Source organism: Ruegeria sp. YTSA075, assembly GCF_059610245.1.
The window spans coordinates 106,449-123,527 of the sequence record NZ_JBXWNG010000008.1; the positions used below are offsets into that span (position 1 = coordinate 106,449).

Genomic DNA, 17,079 nt, shown 5'->3' on the forward strand with positions numbered 1-17,079 from the left:
TCCAACCCCTATCTGACAGATGGCCGATCCGTGACCCCGCAAGACGCAACCGTTCTATCCGTTGAAGCATCAGACAGCATGCAAGCAAACGCAACCCGTGCTGCTGCTTACCTGAAGACATTGGCGCATGAAGGGCGCCTGATGATCCTGTGCCACCTGAGCGATGGGGAAAAATCGGTCGGAGAGTTAGAGAACCTGTTGCAAATCCGTCAGGCTGCCGTCAGCCAGATGCTGGCACGTTTGCGAGACGAAGAACTGGTTTCAACCCGCCGGGACGGTAAGACCGTTTATTACTCGCTGGCCGATCAAAGTACCCAACGCGTGATCGGATTGATGTATGAGCTGTTCTGCCAGCCCGAGGACTAAGGATCAGTTCGACACATACCCGGCGATCACCTGCATCAGCTTGTAGGCAGTGGCGGCATCATTTTCGACAACGGCCAGAAACTCTTCTTCACCAATCCGTAGGCAGGACAGGTTGGTTTCGGCAATCATGCTCAGGGCGCGTGGTTCTTTTCGGATCAACCCCAACTCACCCACCAGAGCGCCTGCGCTTACGGTGGTGATCAGTTGATCCGGGCCATCCGACTGCGGCAGATACAGGCCCGCCTCTCCGTCCAATACCACGTAGGCGCCATCGGTCGGTTGGTCATCTTTCAGGAACACGACCTGTCCGGGTATTGCATCAAACCAGCGCGCACCAAAGGCCAGCAGGCGCAGTTGCCTGCGATCCAGGCCCGAGAACAGAGGGGTCTGTTCAAGTGCTCGTAGCTTGCGCGCAAGATCAGCCGATGCGGCGCTGTCTTCTTCCACGTCCATGGGTCCTTCATCCGAAACCACACGACCTTGCCGGATTTCGACGAACATGTCGAACACGTCCGGATTTTCGAACTGATCGTTGAGATAGATGATCGTGACATCCGGCATCAATTCCCGCAGGTTTTTGTAAACAGCAATCTGTGTCTTGACGCTGTAGCTGGCCAACGCGTTCTCCAGGATCAGGATATCCGGCTTCTTGATCGTAGCACGCGTAAACGCCAGTGGCTCGGCAAATACAGCGGGCAGGTTCTGCCCCCCGAGCGAAACCGGCACATCATAAATCAGCTCAACAACCAGCGGGCGCGCGCCATTCTCGGCCAGAACATCCACAATCAGCTTGCGTACCTCGTCGGATCGCGCCCCGCCAATCTGGCTGACTTTACCAAAAAGCGCGTTCTCCATCACCGACAGACCCGGTGCGATCTGCTCGGAATCCAACGGTACAAACACGTCCTGCAGCGGTTCCAGCAGCTTACTGGAATGGCTATGGCGCAGCTCCAGAATGCGGCTCTTGAGCTCATCGGTGAAGGCCGGGCCAATCTGCTCCGCTGAGATCACAAATGGCACCGCCAGCAGATTCGCCAATTGAGCGTCATCCAGCCCCTCGGCCCCTTCTTTCCGGGTACGTTCGACCAATTCAACGGCCGCCTCATAGGTCCCGGCCTCCAGGCCCAGTTTGCGGAACAAGGGATGGTCGGTGCCATCCAGCCCAAAGATCTGCCGCAACATGTCGATCACGTCGCGCGTCAGGGCGATCAAGGTCTCATCCAATCCAAGCTCACGCAGCTGTCCCAAGAACACGGTTTGCTTGGCCAGAAGCTCTTGGTTGACCGGAACACAAGGCGTTGCGAACAGCAGGTTCTCGGCCACGGGCAAGGCCGGGTTATAGCTTTCGCGATCAAAGATCAGCGCCTGCTCGGTCAGCTTCGCCTTTGTTACCGTCTCTTGTATCAGCGGGCGCAGTTCGATCAGCTTCTCCGCAAGTTGAGGATGGGCCACCGGATCAAATTCCTGCTCGGCTCCGCGTCGAAACAAGGCCGCGCCCGATCCCATACCATCGATCAGTTTCAACCACCAATCCCGCAACTCAGCCGCGTTCTGAAAGCCTGCACGGGACGGGTCGAGCCATTCTGCCTGGAACGGGTCGGTGCTGTTGCCTGCACGCAGGGTTTCAGCAAAACCGGGGTGATCGGTGTGTTCAGACAACGGCTTGAACCGCATAGGCATCATAACGTTGTCGCCCAGCGTGCCTTGGAACATCACCGGTCGGGATGATGCATAACCGATCCGCGCCGCCACGACGCCCTGATGCAACTCAGCCAGATTCTGATCACCGATTTCAACCCTGCCCGCACTGGGCAGGATTTCGCGTGTCAGCAGTGCGCTGACGACGCGGCGGTCTTCCTCGCTCTGCGCCAGAATGCCGATGGTTTTGCCCGCCGGGAATGTCAGGTTCAGGTCATCCAGCACCTGATTGCCATCCATGTCGCGCACCGAAACGTGATCAAGAACAATATCGCCGCTCAGATGCGGACGCTCGGGCGGCTCGCCTTCGAACAGACCTTCATCCTGCATACCCGAAGGCGCAAACCGTTCAACCACCACGTCCCACCGCAGCGACATATCCTGCGTTTGATTGTAGTAGGTCAACAGTTCTTTCCAGGGGGAACTGAGGTCTTTATACGCCGCCAACGCCGCCACCAGCGCGCCGAGTGAAACCGATCCCTGCAACACCAGCAAACCGCCAACCAGATAGAACATGAACGGTGTGAGCTGGGAGATGAAGTTGTTTATGAACTTCATAAAAAACTTCTTTTGGTAGATCTCGAACCGGATCCCAAATAGGCGCCCCAATTGATCCGAAATCATCGCGCGGCGATAGCGCCAGCCTCCGTTTGCGCGCAGGGTCGAGGCACCAGCGGCGTTTTCGCCGATCTGCGCGGCCAGTAGGCGAACTTCCTGAATGCGTTTCTTGTTCAGCAGGTTGATCTGGCGCTGCAATTTCGGGATCAGCCACGCCTGCACCGGGATCAAAGCGACGGCAGCAAGGCCAAACCAGACGCTTTGCAGAAACAGGAACGACAAAATGGTGATCATCTGACCGGCCTGAAGCACCGGCTGGCTGATCGCATCGCCCATCAAACCGCCCATGGGTTCGCTTTCGGCGGTGATCATCGACACCATTTCGCCTTGGCTGACCCGTTCGAAATAAGGCTGAGGGAAGCGCAAAGCCCGACTGATCAATTGATAGCGAAAGCGACGCAGCATCCGCTCGCTCAAAACACCTTTCATCGTGTTGATGCGCATCTTCATCAGGCCATGGGCAAGAACTGCGCCCAGAAAGGCAAAGCACAAGATGATTAGGAAATTGGTCTGCTGCAGGCTGTATCCCCAGACCTCTACGATTTCACTGCTGGCCCCAATCGCATCGTTGATGATGCGCTTGGGCAGTTCCAGCGTAAGATATAGCAACGGAAACAAAGTTGATGTCACGGCCAGAAGGATAAGCTGGTCGCGTTTGGAGTACTTCCAGATAAAACGAAAGATCGTGCGCTCTATGGAACCGGTTCCTGCTTGCTATTTACAACTCAGCATGGCCTCAGACTCAACAGCATAAAGCCACAAAATCCCAGCGAAAACTTATATTCGAGCTCAATAGCGGAACATTTCTTTGCCGAATGTGAACTAGTTTATTTACGTAGCAACTTAATCGTGACTAGTATCCGCCTCAGGACGTTTTCGGGAGAGGCCTTTTGACTGCCAGTTTTGGCGCAGTTTTTCTTATGCTCTGCTTGATGCAGATCAAGCATATGTTTGCCGATTATTACCTCCAGACGCCCAAAATGCTTTCCGGGCGTGGCGAGTATTTTCATGTCGGTCGCGCGCAACATGCCGGTGTGCACGTTGTCGGCTCTACTGTTGTTTTTATCCTATTTGGCGCGCCTTTGCTTTTCATCCTGATTGTTGGTCTGATCGAATGGGTCGTTCATTTCAATATCGACTACGCAAAGGCCAGCTATTCCGACAAGAAACAGCTTGAACCGAAGCAAGCCGCATTCTGGCGCGCAGCCGGTTTGGACCAGTTGATGCATCAGTTGACCTATATTGGTATGGTCTGGGCTTGGGTTACCTTCGCCGCCTGAACCGGTTTCAGGCGACGTGTTTCAGATGTCTGGGCTCATAGGCCGACAACCACATCCGATCCAAAGCATCGAGTTTTTCGACATCAAAACGTTGCGCTTCTTCCCAATAGCGCCCGGATGGCACGTGATACCCCAACCGTTCTTCTTCAGCCAAAGCCGCCTTCATTCCAGCCGTCGCGGGTAGTGGCGCCATGGTCAGCCGTGACGCCTGCGACGACGGAAAGACCAACCGACTGTCCCCTTTCGATAATCGTACAACACGGCACTTTTGAGCGGCTGCAAACAAGGCCAGACGGGCGGATTTGGCTTCTAATGAGCGTAAGGTGATGTCATCGCGCAGCGGATCAGCCGCACCTGTGCCATAGAAATGGGTCTGACCCTTGCCAGCATAGACCATATCGCACCCAAAATACGCAAGAACCTGGGGCTCAAGGGCCGACAAAGCCCAATACCCTGCTGTAAAGGCCATCGTGCCGCCTGCATAGACAAAACCGCCATAGTCGTTCTGCCGAGGCACGTAATCCTGGGCCGTGACAATACTTTGCCCAGGTTTCAAACGCACCGGCCATCTGTCCGGAGGAAAATCTTCAGGATGGACCAACACATCCCAATCCTCGCGCACACGCCAGGCGTTGTTAATCACCACTATGTGCGTAAAGGGCTCGCGGGGCCATGCGCGTGCCTCTATCGCATCTGGTGCGCTGCCCAGTATCAGAACGCGGTTTCCTGACTGTGCCATCTCGGGCCCTGTGTTTGCTCAGACCTTTCGAAAGCATAGCGCGTTTGGACCGGTCGACTACCCCAGAACCGAAAAACTGCTTTCTTCGTTGATTGGACGTTTGCGCGAATAGAACCCCACATCGATCATGCGCTTGATATACGGCAATTCGAACTGCAGCGGCTTTGCATCATGGTCGGCCCCACCTTCGCAATATTCAATCAGCGCAGTCATCATCTTGCCCGCAATTGGAGCGTTCTTATACTGGTTTCCGCTGGTGCCACAGGCCATGTAGAAACCCGGCAGGCTGGATTTGTCGTAAATCGGAATCCAGTCTGTCGACGCATCGTACAGGTCAACCACACCGCGGGTTTTCGACGGGATGCCCAGGCTGGGCACGCGCTGCGCATATCGCATGGCCTGAGTGGTCCACTGATCGGTGAAATCGCGGTTGTAGTTCAAATCATCCTCGCACCACTGATGCGGGTCGCATTCGGGGTCTTCAGACCCGACAAGGATATGATTGCCATGTTCCGGGCGGCAGTAACATGCGATGTCACTGTCCGAGACGATGGTGCCGTTATTCTCAAAATCGAACCCATCGGGCGCGGGCACATGGACCACTTCTTGCCGCAAGGGTCGTGTCTCAATCGTCATGTCATCCAATACGCCAGCCATCTTGTTGATGATGGCCGACCCCGGCCCGGCCACATTCACAACGACCCTGGCGCGGATTTCCTCACCCGACGCCAGTTTGACCCCCGCGACGCGACCATCTTCGGATAGAACCTCAACGACCTCGGCCCCAGTCTGCACCTGAGCCCCATGTTGCTTTGCTGCATCCATCAGGTTCTGAGCGGACAGCGCTGGGTCGGTGACATAACCTGCCTGCGGCCAAAACACACCGCCCTGCATCTTACGACCGTTGGAATAACCGAACTCTGGATCATCCATCCGGCGTGCTGGCGCAAAACTATCCAACGAATAGACCGGCAAACGATCATTAATCACCTCGGGCGACCATTCTTCGAACGGGCAATCCAGATCGGCACTGTTGGCCATATGCTTTTCCAGCATTCCGTTGGCATCGGTCTTCATCACCAGACATCCCGTCTCGCGGAATTGCGCCAAATCGGCATCGGCTGGCAGACCAAGATATTCGGCCCAATCACGCCAATAGTGATAACCCTCCCATGCAAAGGCCGTACCATCGAAGGTCGAATAGTGCATACGGATGATCGCGCAGGATCCAGCGGTCGAACCATGCCCCGCCTGACTGTTCCGATCCAGCGACAGGGTTTTCCACCCGGCTTTGGCCATCTCAAAAGCGATCGCGGCACCGATCACACCGGTTCCGATGATTATTGCGTCTGGCTGGCTCATGGGGTGTCTCCTCTCCAATAGCGCTGCGAATAGGCGCTGAATTCCTCGACTTCCTCGGGTTTCGGATCGACGCCCGTGAAAACGTACAGATAGTGCGGCACCATCGAGATCCGTGTTTCCATAGGTTCGTTCAACTGGGCCAGATCATAGCCAATCTGCATGTAGTACAGAACGCGCGCGCGGGTTTCGGCTTCGACCTCGGAATACCCATAGCGTGCGAACATCGCGTGCAGGGCAGCCAGGCGCTTTGCGTCAGATTGATCCAGAACGCGTCGTACCTTGCCTGATTTGCGCGCCCAATCGCGCACCGCAAAATCTAAGGCGGTATCAAACAGCTCCGTATTCACGACACACCGATGTACATTGCAGACCGCCGCTGTAATCGTCTCGGCTGGGATTTCAGCCTGTTTGATCAGCGCGGCAGTATTCGTCGCCTGCCAGCGCGCCAATAGCGCGTCCAACAGTTCCTGGCGCGACTTGAAGTACCAATAAAAGGACGACCGTGACACGGCCATCCGCTCGGCCAGATTCAGCACCTTGATCTGATCCACCCCGTCCGAGATCAGCACATCCATCGCCACGTTCAGCCAATCGTCGCGCGTGACTTTGACATTGCCGACCAATGGTTCGGCCTGTGGGTCATCCCGGTGGAGGATCGGTTTGGTGTTCATTCAGCTCTCCGGTGGTGCGCCGCCTTCAGCAGTGCGTCGTGCGATAAAGTCGTGCAGGGCTCCGATATTGTCATTATCGGTTGGCGGTGCTTTGAAATCGCTCAGAATAGACTTCCAGACCCCGGTTGCGCGATGGTTGGTATCGACCGATCCACGCTCGGTCCAGGTTCCGAAATTGGCGTAGTCGTGGACATGGGGTTGATAAAACTCGGTATTGTACCGCTCCATCGTCTGGGTGGAGGCAAAGAAATGTCCGCTGGGCTCGACCTCACTCAGCGCAGTGTCAAAGCCGATCTCGGACGTTCCGGCCTGCGCCCCGGCGCAAAGCTCGGCCACCATGTTGAGCACTTCGGCATCGCAGACCAGCTTTTCAAACGAGACCGTCAGTCCGCCTTCCAGCCAGCCTGCCGAATGGATTATGACGGTCGCCCCGGCCATCAGACAGCCCCATAGTCCGAACTGATTTTCGTTGGCCGCCTGCACATCGTTGACATTCGCCGCCGAGCCCGCAGCAGATCGCCACGGCAACCCCAAATGCCGCGCCAATTGTCCGGCCGCCAGCGAAGCCTGGAAATGTGAGGGTGTTCCGAAGGCGGGCGCACCTGATTTCATATCCACATTGCTGGTGAACGTCCCATAGCACACCGGCGCGCCCGGATTGGTCAGCTGCGTCAGGGTCAGTGCCGACAGCGCTTCTGCATGAGATAAGGTTATCGCCCCTGCCACCGTGATCGGCGCCATCGCCCCCATTAGCGTAAACGGCGTGATAATCGACATCTGACCGTGCTTGGCAAAATCAATCAGCCCCTGTGCCATCGGAATGTCCAGAGTGCGCGGGCTGTTGGTGTTGATGATGGTGTAGCAATGGGCTCCATTACGGAAATCGTCATCCGACAGGCCACGGGCAGTGGCCAGCATCTCAAAGCAGTCCATCACCTGTGGTGTGCCACGCGAGAAGAAGAACGGAAACTTATCAGTCAGTTCCATCTGCGCCTTGGTCGTGAAGTAGTGGCGCAGGTTGGTTGGTACGTCCTGCGGTTCGACCTGAGGCGAGATCATCTGAAACACGTCAAAATGATGGGTCAGTTTCAAAAACTCAAGATAGTCCCGCCCTGTCGCAGGCCGACGCCCCCGCTCCAGATCGGTGGCATTCGGGGCCCCGGCCCCCGGTTGAAACACCAATGAGCCCAGTTCCAGCGTGAAGTCCCGATGCCGTGCACCCGCCCGACAGGCAATCGACTTCGGAGCCGAGGCAACCGCTGCCTCGACCATATCGCGCCCGATAAAGACCATCTCGGTCTCTTCGTCGACACTGGCCCCTCCTGCGGCAAAGATACGACGCGCTTCGGGCAGCAAAACCTTTACGCCCAGCTCTTGCAGCATGCGCAGCGCGGTCTCGTGCATGTCTGCGATCTGATCTGCCGGGAACACCTCCATCTGCGGGAAAGGGTTCCTGAGTTGGCGATAGTTCACATCCCGCAGAATGGGTGGCGCGGCCTCAGCTCCGCGTCCGCGCCGTCGGCGCCTTTGGTCTTGCGCCACCATGATCAGCCTCGCATCGCTTTGCCCTGAGGGTCATATGGCGACGCGGCGATCACACAGGCCGGGCGTTCGACGCCGACCACATGTACGGACAGTTCCGTTCCCGGCTCAGCCTTGTCCCGGTTGACCAGAGCCATCGCCAGCGATTTGCCAGTATAGTGGCCATAACCGCCCGAGGTGACAAACCCCACGCGTTCCCCATTTGCCCAGATCGGCTCATAGCCACTGGCATCCGCGTCCAGCGCATCAACTTCCAGCGTCACCTGCACCTGCGCCGGGCCATTGCCATCACGTTCAGCCACAGCTGCATCCTTACCGACAAAGTCCTTGTCCCAGTCGATCCAACGATCCATCCCGGTCATGCCCGGTGTGTAGGCCTGGGTGAACTCCGCCGACCAGATGCCAAAGCTTTTCTCAAGCCGAGTCGACAGCATCGCATTGAATCCGCACTCACGGATACCTTCATCGGCCCCAACCTCAAGCAACATCCGGCGCAGCTTGATGTGATCGCCATAGCGGCAGTTGATCTCGTACCCCTTTTCGCCGGTCACCGACATGCGTGCCACGCGGGCACGCACAAGACCAACATCGAAATCGCCGCAGCCCATGAATTTCAGGCCCGAGATGTCCTGTTCGGCCAATTTCTCGATCACCGCCTGCGATTTCGGCCCGACCAGACCGAAGCCACAGTATTCCTCACCCAGATCGCGGATGTTCACCCCATCGATCATGTGGTCGTCAAACCAGCGCATATGCCAGGCGCGCAAGTAATAGCTGCCCATAATCCACCAGGTACCATCGCCCCAGTTCAATACGGTCAGATCGCCCTTGAGGCGACCGTTCTCACCCAGCATTGGCGCCAGTTTGGCCCGACCCGGCGCAGGCAGTTTCGAAGCCATGACCTTGTCCAGCCAGACCTGCGCATTCGGGCCAGTCACCTCGAACCGCGAAAAGCCGGAGATATCCAACAGGCCCACGCCTTCGCGGATCACTTTACATTCCTCGGCCACGATATCATGCGCATTGGAGCGCTTTAGGGTCGGCGTTTCCTCGAAACCCTTCGGCGCAAAGTAAAGCGGTACTTCCAGATCCCAGCTGACGCCCCATTTGCAGCCCGCCTCCGTCATCGCATCATGGGCAGGGGCCATTTTCAACGGGCGGCCTGCAGGCAGTTGCTCGTTCGGATAGGTCATCACAAACCGGCGGGAATAGAACTGCCCGGTGGTTTCGCGGATGTAGCGTTTGTTCTGGGCGAAATCGCCGTAGCGCGCCACATCCATCGGCCAGGCATCGGCCTCGGGTTCGCCGTGGATCATCCATTCAGCCAGCGTTTTGCCTACACCGCCACCTTGCAGGAAGCCCGCCATCACAGCACAGGCCGACCAATAGCCACGCTTGCCCGGGACCGGGCCAACCAGAGGGTTGCCATCAGGCGAGAAGGTAAACGCGCCGTTCACCCAGGTCTTGATGCCCACGTTCTGGATCGAAGGGTAGCGTTCGAAACCCAGCATCAACTCGTTCTCGATGCGGTCCAGCTGCTCCTGAAACAGCTCTTCGCCATAGTTCCAGGGCGCGCCGTCCATGGCCCAGTGCTCGTGGTCGACCTCGTAGATGCCGACCAGAACCCCCTTCTGGTCCTGCCGCATATAGGTGAAGCCTTCCAAGTCCACGGTCATCGGCATTTCGAAGTCGGCTGCTGCGACCTCGGGCACGGCATCCGTAATCAGATAGTGGTGCTTGAGCGGTGAGACCGGTAGTTCCACCCCGGCCATTCGGCCCACCTGCTTGGCCCAAAGGCCCGCGGCGTTGACCACATGTTCACATGTTATCGTGCCCTTGTCAGTCACGACCTCCCAGCCATCCGCCGTCTGCGTCAGGCTTTCGACCTTGGTTTCCTCGTAGTATTCCGCGCCACGCTTTTTTGCCGCCGTCGCATAGGCCTGAACTGTGCCGGTGGTGTCGATGTAACCTTCGCGGTCCGCCCACATCGCGCCCAGAACGCCATCGGTGGACATGATAGGGCAGCGTCTCTGCGCCTCTTCCGGCGTCAGCAGCTCGCAATCATCAATGCCGATGGATTGGAAAATCCGGTAGTTGGCCTGCAGCCATTCCCAGCGCTCGGGTGTTCCGGCCAGTGTCAGGCCGCCAGTCATGTGGAGGCCAATATTCTGGCCAGACTCTTTCTCGATCTCGCTGAGCAGGTCGATGGTATAAGCCTGCAGTGACGCCATGTTCGGATCGGCATTCAGCGCGTGAATGCCGCCGGCCGCGTGCCAGGACGAGCCCGACGCCAGCCGGCGCCGCTCGAGCATGACAACATCGGACCAGCCAAATTTGGCCAGATGATACAAAACCGAGGCGCCCACAACGCCGCCCCCAATGACCACCACGCGATACTGCGATTTCATCCCGACCTCCCTTGGACGACTCGCTGGAAACGCTAGAGGCACTGTTCACTTCTGTCTAGACAATTCTGTACAGTGCAGATCAATTCAAATCTGCGCATGCTCAGCCCTAGATTTTAGAGGTTTGCGCTGGGTCGGGATTGAATGTTTTCAAACCAATCGAGAGTGGCGCTGTTGCCTTCGGGAATGCGCGTTTTGATGACACGTGCAAAATCCACAAAAACAAACGTACTGATATCCGCCAGACTGAACATATCCCCCGCGACAAAACGGCAGTCCTGCAATCGCGCCTCAAGCAACGCGAAGAAATCAGCGATGCGCTCCCTGCCTCGTTCGGCCAATAGTGGGATCTGAGGATGGTTTGTCGGCCCGGGGATGGCCCGATCCTTGAACGCCGGATGTGTATTGCGCAGAACCTCTGCAACAGGCATGCCGCCCTGTTGTTCAACGATGGCATTCCACATCAAAACCTGACCCTTCTCATCTGGGCTGCGCCCTAGTAGGGGCGGTTCGGGAAAGCGGGCCTCAAGATAGGCCGCGATCCCCAGATTTTCGGTCAGAACCGTGCCTTCCTCTGTTACCAGAACCGGAACTGTCGCCCGAGGATTGACGGCCAGAAACGCCTCATCCAACTGTTCGTTCTTGGCAATCGAAACCTCGCGCGTTTCTATCTGCAGTCCTTTTTCCGCGATGAACATTCTGGCCCGGCGCGGGTTCGGGGCGGTCGAACAGTCGTAGAAGATCAACTTGAATTTCCTCTCTTTGTGGCGGTCACTCAATCCATCGCTTGGGACACAGCGCGCGCGATGACGCGTTCTTCATCCGTTGGGATCACCAGCACCGGAACACCCTTGTCTGATATGACAGTGGAATTGCCGTCATTGGCCTTAACATTCAGATGGATGTTCAGAAACTCCATCCCCTCAAGCACGCGGTCACGAATTGGGGCCGCGTTTTCACCGATGCCACCACAGAATACTACTGCGTCCAGACCACCCAAAATGGCTGCCATTGCCCCCAACTCGCGCCGGATGCGAAACACGTAGTAGTCAATAGCCTCATGCGCGTGCGGGTCATCACTGGCCAACAAGGTACGCATGTCGTGACTGATCCCGCTTAATCCCAACAGACCGCTTTTCTTGTACAGAATATGGGTGATTGCCTCGACCCCGTGCCCTTGCTGCATCAGATACAGCAACACGCCGGGATCAAGCTGACCGCACCGGGTTCCCATCGGCAATCCATCCAGCGCCGAAAACCCCATGGTTGACCCGACGCTGGCCCCGTCGGTCACAGCACACATCGACGCGCCATTGCCCAGATGCGCAATCACAACACGGCCCTCAGCCAGATCGGGATAATCCTGCTGCAGCTTGCCGGTGATGTAGTCATAAGACAGGCCGTGGAACCCATAGCGCCGCACGCCTTTTTCGTAGAACCGCCGCGGGATGGCAAAGGTATCGTTTACAAACGCATGACCTGTGTGAAACGAGGTATCAAAGCACCCCACCTGAACCGCATCCGGGAAGGCTGCCTGTGCGGCGCGAATAGCGGCCAGATTGTGGGGCTGATGCAGAGGGGCCAGCGGCGACAGAGCCTCTAACTGCGTAAGGATTTGATCATTCAGAATGACGGGGCCCTCAAACGTTTGCCCGCCATGGACGATGCGGTGACCCACCCCAACAATACTGTGCGAGTCCAGCAAAGGTTGGATCGTTCGCAAAATCGCTTGTACGGCTGCAGCGTGGTCGGCGGGGCCGATCTCAATCACCTGGACCTGCCCCTCACCTTTCAATTCCAGCTGCGCGACCGGGCCAAGGTTGTCGACCTGCCCCTGCCACAACAGGTCAGGTTCAGACGCGGCCCTGTATACGCTGAACTTGATGGTCGAACTTCCCGCGTTCAGCGTCAGAATTGCCTGCATTATGTCCCTCCTGTTTGCGCTACTGACCACCGTACCGGCGCTGCCGCCGGGTTGATCAGACTTAGCGCTGATAGATAAAGCACCGTCCCGGAACCGCACCTTGGGGCAAGGGAAGCTCGTTAAGGGTTTCAAAATACATCCTGTCGCTCGACACCATTAGGCCACCTTCGGCCAATAGCGGCTCGATCAAGGGTGAAACAAACCTTGCAAATGCGTCATTCTTTTCACGATTGTGGCCACCCAAATCGGCGTGGATCAGGCTAGCTGTCGCACCGAAACGATCCAGCGAAGCGGGTAGTGTCTCGCGGACATCACCCAAAATCGCCCGATCCTCGGGCGGTGTCGAGTCCGGATGCGAAGCAACCGCACGTTCGAACACATAGACCGGGCGATTGCTGACATACTGAATCATGTGGTGGTAGGTCCGGCCATTCCCCAACCCAAGTTCAAACACCGGCCCGTCCATGTCTTGGGTCTGCGCGATGGCAAAATCCAGACAGGCTCGCTGGGACACCATGCGGTCGATAAACAGATCAAGACGGCTTTGATTCTCGGACACTGGGAAATCTCTCCTTGATACCTACTGCCAGCATATGGGCAGTCGAATTGGGCTTTGATGACAAAAGCTCAAGTGTTTGTGTAGTCGCCAGACCCCAAGTTTCACATTTCCGCGACATTTCAGCACAAGAACGGGTTTGACTAGACGGGCAGAACCGCGCGAGACTGGCGAAAAAATCACGGGGAGTTGACAGAGCCGATGCAAACATGCGGCCAACCGGGTGGAAAACCCGAATGAATGCTTTGTTGTCCGTCAAAAACCTGAGCATTGGTTTTGGCGCAGGTGCGCCTGTTGTCAAAGATGTGAACTTTGATGTCCATGCCGGACAGACCTTGGCGCTGGTCGGCGAGTCCGGGTCTGGCAAAACCATCTCATGCCGCGCCGCCCTGCGCATTCTGCCCCGAACCGCACAGATCCGCAGCGGATCGATCACTCTGAACGATTCCAAAGGTATCGCCGAACTGACACAGATCAGCGAGCGCGAGATGCGTGGCATACGCGGCAACCGGGTATCGATGATCTTTCAGGAACCAATGCGCTCGCTTTCGCCGCTGCACAAGATCGGCAATCAGGTGAGCGAGGTCCTCTGGCTACATCGCGGCGCGTCCGAGGCGCAAGCCCGTAAAGAGGTATTGAGTCAGTTCGAACGCGTCGGCTTCCCTGACCCGCAGCGCGCCTACGATTCCTATCCGTTCGAACTGTCTGGCGGCATGCGTCAACGCGCAATGATCGCCATGGCGATGGTATCTAAACCCGACCTGTTGATTGCTGACGAACCAACTACAGCGTTGGACGTGACCACCCAGGCGCAGGTTCTTGGTCTGATCAAAGAGCTTCAGCGCGAGACCGGCATGGCGCTGATCCTTGTAACCCATGACCTGGGTGTTGTGGCAAACATGGCCGAACATGTGGTTGTGATGCACAAGGGCCGCGTGATGGAGGCAGGCCCCGCCGCGCCAATCCTCACCGCTCCGGCTCACCCTTATACCAAACAGTTGTTCGATGCAGCCCCCGCGATCCCTGACAACGATGCTGTCGGGGTGCCAATGCCGAACGAAGACCTGATCCTGCAGATGAAAGGCGTTTCAAAGACCTACACGATGCGGGCCAGCAAAGGCTGGCAGGCCGACAAAGAAATCCACGCCTGCCGTGGCGTCGACCTGAACCTTGGCCGCGGCAAAACACTGGCAATTGTTGGCGAAAGCGGGTCGGGCAAGACCACGGCAGCACGGATCGCCCTGGGCGCAGAGCTGCCCGACCCTGGCGGGGAGGTTTTGTTCAAAACTGCCGCAGGAGACGACCCAATCCCTGTACATCAAATGACCCGCGCCCAGCGCACAGCGTTCCAACGCAAGGCGCAGATGGTGTTCCAAGACCCCTATAGCTCGCTCAGCCCGCGTATGCGCATTCAGGATGCGATGACCGAACCGTTGGAAATTCACCGGATCGGGTCGACATCGGAACAACGCGACAAGGCCGCCGAGATGTTGCAGCGCGTGGGGCTGAACGGGGATATGCTGAAACGTTACCCCCATGCATTTTCCGGAGGGCAGAGGCAGAGACTGTCAATCGCCCGTGCCATGATGCTGGACCCACAACTGATCGTCTGTGACGAACCGACCTCGGCACTGGACGTATCGGTACAGGAGCAGATCCTGACCCTTCTGGAGAATTTGCAGGACAGCTTGAACCTGTCGTATTTCTTTATCTCCCACGACCTTGCCGTTGTGGCCCGTATCGCCGATGAGGTCGCCGTAATGCGCCGGGGGCTGATCGTGGAACAAGCCCCGCCCGAGACCCTTTTCTACAATCCGCGCCATCCCTACACAAAGGCGTTGATTGCCGCTCAACCAGAACCCGACATCAACCGCCCGATTGACCTGCAAATGGTCTCATTGGGTGCCGGCACGCCGGACAGTTGGGATGAAGCCTTTCGTTTCTCTGACACCGTGATACCTTCACTTGTGGAATTGGAGCCGGGCCATAAGGTACGCTGCCATGTTTAAGACCACTCGCCATCTGATCCTCGCGGCATCGTTGGCCTTTGCTTCGCCCTTTGCCGCCACAGCCGAACTTCCGGCCTTGCAAGAGAGCGAGTTTTGGTCGAACGAGGTCGACTCGGGCGATCTGCCTCCCATTGCCGAGCGGCTGCCAAAGGAACCACTGATCGTTGATCTGGCCGCGAAAGGCCGGGAATTCGGAACCCAGGGCGGCACATTGCGCACCATGGTGACCCGGTCCAAGGATATCCGTCAGATGGTCGTCTATGGCTATGCGCGACTGGTCGGGTTTGACGAGAATTACAACATCGTGCCCGATCTGCTGGCTTCGTTCGAGAATGAGGGCAACCGTAAGTTTACCCTGAAGTTGCGGGAAGGTCACAAATGGTCTGACGGGTCTGCGTTCACGTCCGAGGATTTTCGGTATTGGTGGGAAGATGTAGCGAACAATCCGTTGCTCAGCCCATCCGGCCCGCCGGATTTCCTGATTGTCGAAGGCAACGCGCCCACCGTTTCCTTCCCGGATGAAACCACGGTGATCTATGAATGGCCGGATCCCAATCCGGATTTTCTTCAGTCGCTGGCTCAGGCGCGCCCGCCATTCATCTACCGGCCCTCAGCGTTCTTGAAACCTTATCATGAGAAATTCGCAGACCCCGAAGAACTTGCCTTTCAGGTTGACGATGCACGGGTCAAGAGCTGGGCGGCGCTGCATAACAAGCTGGATAACTTGTATAAGTTCGACAATCATGAACTGCCCACTTTGCAGCCTTGGTTGAATGCAAGCTCTGGCAAGAAAATCCGCCACAACTTTGTCCGCAATCCCTACTACCACCGCATCGACTCAAATGGCGTGCAGCTGCCCTATATCGACATCGTCGCGATGGAGATTGTCGCCCCCGGTCTGGTCGCCGCAAAAACCAACGCCGGCGAGAGCGATCTACAAGGCCGTGGTCTGGCTTTCCGGGATGCGTCGATCCTGAAAAAGGGGGAAGAGGTCGGCGACTACAAAACCCTTCTGTGGAAAACCGGTGTCGCTTCGCAAATCGCAATCTACCCCAACCTGAACTACGCAGATGAGGTCTGGCGGAATGTGATGCGCGATGTCCGGGTGCGCCGGGCGCTGTCGCTGGCGATAGATCGCAAGACCATCAATCAGGCGCTTTATTTCAAACTGGCCAAGCCAATGGCGATGTCCGTCCTGCCCGCCTCGCCCTTCTACAGCGAGGAAGATGCCAAAGCCTGGGCCGCATTCGATGTCGATATGGCCAATGCGCTGCTGGATGAGGCCGGGCTGGACCAACGCGACGGCTCTGGCACCCGTCTATTACCGGATGGCCGCCCGATGGAACTGATCATCGAAACCGCGGGGGAGCGGCAAGAGGTTGAAAATGCGCTGCAGATCGTGACGGACACGTGGCGCGAAATCGGGGTCAAACTGGTGATGCGCCCGCTTGACCGTGATATCCTGCGGAACCGGGTTTTTGCGGGCAACACCATGGCCTCAGTCTGGTTTGGGTGGGATGACGGGCTGCCGCAGGCGCACACCTCTCCGGCCTATCTGGCGCCGACCGATCAGGTCTTCCTCGCCTGGCCGAAATGGGGCCAATTCTACCAAACCAGTGGTGAGGTGGGCGAAGCCCCCGATATGCCCGAGGCCGAACGCCTCATGAATCTGGCCCATGATTGGGAGGTCGCCACCACGGATGAAGAGCGCACGGCCATTTGGACCGAGATGTTGAAGATCCACGCCGAACAGCTTTACGGCATTGGCATCCTGAACGGCGCCCCGCAGCCTATCGTCGTGTCGAACCGTCTGCGAAACGTCCCCGAAAACGCGATGTGGGCCTGGGAGCCCGGCGCGCATTTCGGTATTCACCGCCCAGATGAATTCTTCTTTGCCGACTGACAGGAG

General features: G+C 57.4%; 13 protein-coding genes. 4 read left to right on the forward strand and 9 right to left on the reverse strand.

The annotated features are described in order from the left end of the window. Window positions 1-78: 78 nt before the first annotated feature. Window positions 79-366 (forward strand): ArsR/SmtB family transcription factor, encoded by a 288-nt coding sequence (locus tag AC2FGE_RS15040; protein ID WP_496820081.1) that lies wholly within the window; start codon window positions 79-81, stop codon window positions 364-366. 3 nt (window positions 367-369) lie between these two features. On the opposite strand, the gene AC2FGE_RS15045 is transcribed toward AC2FGE_RS15040, so the two are convergent. Then, window positions 370-3,366: an ABC transporter transmembrane domain-containing protein gene (locus AC2FGE_RS15045; protein WP_496820082.1), complete on the reverse strand. Its 2,997-nt coding sequence runs from the start codon at window positions 3,364-3,366 to the stop codon at window positions 370-372. Between the two features lie 248 nt (window positions 3,367-3,614). On the opposite strand from AC2FGE_RS15045, the gene AC2FGE_RS15050 reads away from it, so the two are divergent. Continuing rightward, the gene (locus AC2FGE_RS15050; protein ID WP_353012214.1) at window positions 3,615-3,962 is read left to right on the forward strand and encodes a DUF3307 domain-containing protein; all 348 of its coding nucleotides are present in this window, start codon (window positions 3,615-3,617) and stop codon (window positions 3,960-3,962) included. A 7-nt stretch (window positions 3,963-3,969) separates the two neighbouring features. Here the strand turns inward: AC2FGE_RS15050 and AC2FGE_RS15055 are convergent, their stop codons facing one another. From AC2FGE_RS15055 to AC2FGE_RS15090, 8 genes are all read right to left on the reverse strand, one after another. After that, a complete protein-coding gene (locus AC2FGE_RS15055) occupies window positions 3,970-4,701 on the reverse strand; it encodes a hypothetical protein (protein WP_496820031.1) in 732 nt (243 codons plus the stop codon). A gap of 57 nt (window positions 4,702-4,758) precedes the next feature. Continuing rightward, complete coding sequence (locus AC2FGE_RS15060; protein ID WP_496820032.1) at window positions 4,759-6,063, reverse strand: NAD(P)/FAD-dependent oxidoreductase; 1,305 nt, start codon at window positions 6,061-6,063, stop codon at window positions 4,759-4,761. Next, window positions 6,060-6,734: a TetR/AcrR family transcriptional regulator gene (locus tag AC2FGE_RS15065; RefSeq protein WP_496820034.1), complete on the reverse strand. Its 675-nt coding sequence runs from the start codon at window positions 6,732-6,734 to the stop codon at window positions 6,060-6,062. The genes AC2FGE_RS15060 and AC2FGE_RS15065 overlap by 4 nt, the downstream gene beginning before the upstream one ends. After that, window positions 6,735-8,279, reverse strand: a complete 1,545-nt coding sequence (locus tag AC2FGE_RS15070; protein WP_496820036.1) for a trimethylamine methyltransferase family protein — start codon at window positions 8,277-8,279, stop codon at window positions 6,735-6,737. It abuts the gene before it with no gap. 2 nt (window positions 8,280-8,281) lie between these two features. After that, window positions 8,282-10,684: a GcvT family protein gene (locus tag AC2FGE_RS15075; RefSeq protein WP_496820038.1), complete on the reverse strand. Its 2,403-nt coding sequence runs from the start codon at window positions 10,682-10,684 to the stop codon at window positions 8,282-8,284. Between the two features lie 113 nt (window positions 10,685-10,797). After that, window positions 10,798-11,427 carry a glutathione S-transferase family protein gene (locus tag AC2FGE_RS15080; RefSeq protein ID WP_496820040.1) on the reverse strand — a complete coding sequence of 210 codons (630 nt, stop codon included), beginning with the start codon at window positions 11,425-11,427 and terminating at the stop codon, window positions 10,798-10,800. Window positions 11,428-11,456: 29 nt separating this feature from the next. Beyond that, window positions 11,457-12,605, reverse strand: coding sequence for an acetate/propionate family kinase (locus AC2FGE_RS15085; RefSeq protein ID WP_496820042.1), 1,149 nt, complete (start codon window positions 12,603-12,605; stop codon window positions 11,457-11,459). A gap of 61 nt (window positions 12,606-12,666) precedes the next feature. Beyond that, window positions 12,667-13,164, reverse strand: coding sequence for a class I SAM-dependent methyltransferase (locus AC2FGE_RS15090; protein WP_496820044.1), 498 nt, complete (start codon window positions 13,162-13,164; stop codon window positions 12,667-12,669). A gap of 233 nt (window positions 13,165-13,397) precedes the next feature. On the opposite strand from AC2FGE_RS15090, the gene AC2FGE_RS15095 reads away from it, so the two are divergent. Then, window positions 13,398-15,170 (forward strand): ABC transporter ATP-binding protein, encoded by a 1,773-nt coding sequence (locus AC2FGE_RS15095; protein ID WP_496820046.1) that lies wholly within the window; start codon window positions 13,398-13,400, stop codon window positions 15,168-15,170. Beyond that, window positions 15,163-17,073, forward strand: coding sequence for an ABC transporter substrate-binding protein (locus AC2FGE_RS15100; protein ID WP_496820048.1), 1,911 nt, complete (start codon window positions 15,163-15,165; stop codon window positions 17,071-17,073). Before AC2FGE_RS15095 ends, AC2FGE_RS15100 begins: the two co-directional genes overlap by 8 nt. The last annotated feature ends 6 nt before the right edge of the window (window positions 17,074-17,079 follow it).